At 34.3% G+C, this 3,572-nt stretch carries 2 protein-coding genes; both read right to left on the reverse strand.

The window, feature by feature from the left end; all coding sequences use genetic code 11:
- Positions 1–774: 774 nt before the first annotated feature.
- Positions 775–1,647, reverse strand: a complete 873-nt coding sequence (locus tag F6U93_RS14495) for a hypothetical protein (protein WP_150940945.1) — start codon at positions 1,645–1,647, stop codon at positions 775–777.
- Positions 1,648–1,789: 142 nt separating this feature from the next.
- Positions 1,790–3,358 (reverse strand): oleate hydratase, encoded by a 1,569-nt coding sequence (locus F6U93_RS14500; protein ID WP_150940946.1) that lies wholly within the window; start codon positions 3,356–3,358, stop codon positions 1,790–1,792.
- Positions 3,359–3,572 lie beyond the last annotated feature (214 nt).

The following is a 3,572-nucleotide window of genomic DNA, read 5'->3' on the forward strand; positions in this document are numbered from 1 at the left end:
GAATCTAGCTTTTATAGAGCAGAGTAGGGATGTGTGCTAACGGTTTGTATATGCTTTGTTGCGTATTTAATCACCTAAATTAGCAAATAAAAACCGAATAGAATATTCCGCAGGAATATTCGTAAGCAGGCTAGAACCAGCAATAAAGCATATACCTTGTTGTAAACAGTGGTTTATTATCAGTTTTGTTGTTTAAACGCTTTGAAACGTCTTGATTTAGCACCTTTTATGCGTTTTACTATTTTTAGAAACCCTTTTATTAAACTCTTTTTAACCGCTATATTTTCACGAACAAATTTGCCGTCCAGATTTTTAGTCCGCCGCAACAGTTGCGAAAGATTGGTGTCCGAAGCCGTCTGAGTGAACAGTTTTGAGTGTTATATTTTTTAGGGTGTTATTTTGAGGATTTTTAGCTTTTATTAAGCAAAGATTTATCGTCGAGAGAATCCGTCCGCACCACAACAGTTGCGCAACGTTAATGTCCGAAATCGGCTGAGTGAGCTTGTCCGATTGCGCTTTGCTTTTAAGGGGCTGTTAAAGTAATTTTTAAGCGTTAAGAATGGCGTTAAGAATTGATTTTCATGCGAGTGGGGCATTGTTTACAACGTTGATGTGTATGAAACGTAGCGTGTAAAAAGGTAATATTTTAAAGGATAAAACTGAGCTAAATTTTTAATTTTGTTTTTAACTTGTCAAACATTAAAGCTCAATTAAAAATTTGGCGGACTTAGCAAATAAGTAAAAACCTCTCGGAAACCCTAATTTAGCTATGTTTTATACATGGTGTTGTACGCTGTGACTTTGTTCAATACTATCTTTAACATATATTTTTTTTTCAAAGTAAATTTTATGTCCAATAATACTGTCTAATTTTTGTCCGTTTTCATCTTCTTTGAATGGCCCAAATGAATATTGTTGATAATACCCTCTCAAGGTTTTATCTCCAACAGAATCAAATCTTAAACCAATGAAAATAAGTTTTGAAAAATCCGTTCCATTTCCAGCCCATTTTTGGTTTTTGATATCAATTGTCAGGTCATTAAATTTAGCAAGTTTGACTTCTTTCTCGTTTGAGAAATCATAACTATAATTCGCGCTGTCTTTAGCAATAAATGCTCTTATGTTAGATGGTTGGTCTCGAATTACTGGTGAAAATATTTGTACGTATCCTTTAATCGGTTCGTTTAATTTTATTGTATCTCTATTAAAGAATATCACATCATAAATTGTATTTCTAAAAAAAATTGTGTCATTAATAAATTCTGCTTGCTTGTAGATAGAATCTTCGTCTCTCCAAGCAATTGTATCTCCTGTTTTATTCAAATTCCAAGCTCGATTAGCAAGAGATTTTCCGTTTATAGTGAACCATTCTCTAATTTCTCGTAAGTCAGAATCTCGGTCATACAATTCCCAATTTCCGAATTTTTGGTTTTCCTTATATTGTTTTCCTTTTTTAAATAAAATTCCATTATTGTAAAAATAGTAAACACTATCAAAGTCGGTTAAATGAACTGTTTTTTTGAAAATTACTTTTGGATTGTTCTGATAATATTCAATTGTTTCGTTCATCTTTAATTCAGTCGAATTCTCTTTACAAGCTATAATTGTAAAGGTTAATATGAATATTATAAGTAGGTTTTTCATCATAGCGTACAACGTTTAGTATATGAGCAGTAGCGGATTATCACCGAAAATGCTGCAAATAGCAGTATACCCATTAAACAAGAATAGCGGTTCAAGTTTGCACTTAAACCGCTATTGCTTATATACATTGTTGGCATTTCGTTTTCTATTTAAAAGCCTTTATTACAGAGTCGATAAGTACTTTCGGAGATTTATCGTGTCTCGTAATTTTTGGTATTTCTTTGTCTATATTGAGAAGTTGATATACCGCAGTTTGTGCAGCGCGAATTGAAAACTCTACAGTGAAAACCACATCATCTTTTAATTCTACAAATTGACTGACCATTGCTAAATTTTTTGAGGTTTCTGGCACTGGTTTTGGTCTATCTGTATAAGCTCTAGGCATAAACATAGATGTGATATAAGGCATTCTGCATGGAATACATGTTGCTTTGTCAAATACAGCTTTATCGAAATTTAAATGTCCACACAATTCTGTTAGTATATCATCACCATTACACTCAACCAAGGTTTTCGGAACAAAATTCCCAACTTGGTCACCGTGTAGCGCATATCCCCAAAAGACTTGCAGTTCTTCAGGCTGGTTTATGAAATGAGGTTGATGATAAATTACTATTGACATAAGCCAATTAGAGTCTTTAAATGTAACCAGTCCGCCTGTTCCTGGTTGATTTCCTGAAAACTCTGTCATTTTATTGAAAAAATCGGGTGTTCTACATGTTACTGTAAATGATTCCCAAAAAGATTCTGGAATACTGGAGTTAAATGGTTTTGGGTTTCCAAATTCTGGTCGCCCATCTGCTAGTTTTTCCCATAATTTCCATCCTTGACTGTCTTCTTTAGTTTTATGAGGTGGTGCTGTTGTCATACTTCCTAGACTTGAAGCGTCTGTCATTGAACCATTTTGTAAAATCACAATATCGTCAGATTCTACCGAAACGGTTTGTTTTTCTCCATTGTTCAAAAGAGTTAAGGATGTGACAGTTACCTTGCCATCAATATCTATGGTATCGATATCTGTTACCGTAGTATTAGCCTGAAAATTAACATTTCGGTCTTTAAGCCACTTGAGCAACGGAAGCACCAAGGAATCGTATTGGTTGTAAATGGTTCTTTTTACACCAGCCAAAGTTTCAATTCTGGGAAACTCGTTCATGAAACGGTGTAAGTATCTTTTAAACTCAACTGCACTATGCCATGTTTGAAATGCAAATGTGGTTTGCCACATGTACCAAAAGTTTGAGTCAAAAAACTCTTTTGATAACCAATCAGAAATTTTTGAAGTGCCAAGTTTTTCTTCGGAAGCTTCTGTTAATTTAAGTAACTCTAACCTGTCTTTCATTGTGAAAGTCATACTTGAAACATCCACAATGTGGCGGTTTTCATCTACTAGTCGAGCTTGTGAGTGAGGGATGTGCTTTTTGTTGAAAGCAATAATCTCCTCTTTTACAGACAGATTAGGATTATTCAAAGATGGAATATGTTCATAAAGACCCCATAAGCACTCATAATGGTCTGTAGTTAACATACGGCCCCCTCTCAAGGAATAACTGCCATCCTCTAATCTTTTTCCGTCCAAACTACCACCTTGGGTCGGTAGTTTTTCAAAAATAGTAATTTGGTCTCCATCCATTCCTCCATCACGAATCATGAATGCTGCGGCAGTTAAAGAACCGATTCCTCCGCCAATACAGTAAGCTTTAATTTTTGTCATAATTTTCAATTTTTATTAGTTAACACTTATTATTAGGTAATGTTTTTAATGAATGCCAACGTGTTTTTATATGATTTGTGCGTTTGGAAAATCGGAGATTTTTCGTACGTAGCAAATCGTTTGTTGGATGTTTGTCGTTTGTACTAGTTCAAATTTAAGCATAAATTATATGAGGTGTTGGCAAATCGTTTAATATCTATTTCCAACGGTATTC

Source organism: Pseudotamlana haliotis (genome assembly GCF_008806375.1).
GTDB lineage: Bacteria > Bacteroidota > Bacteroidia > Flavobacteriales > Flavobacteriaceae > Pseudotamlana > Pseudotamlana haliotis.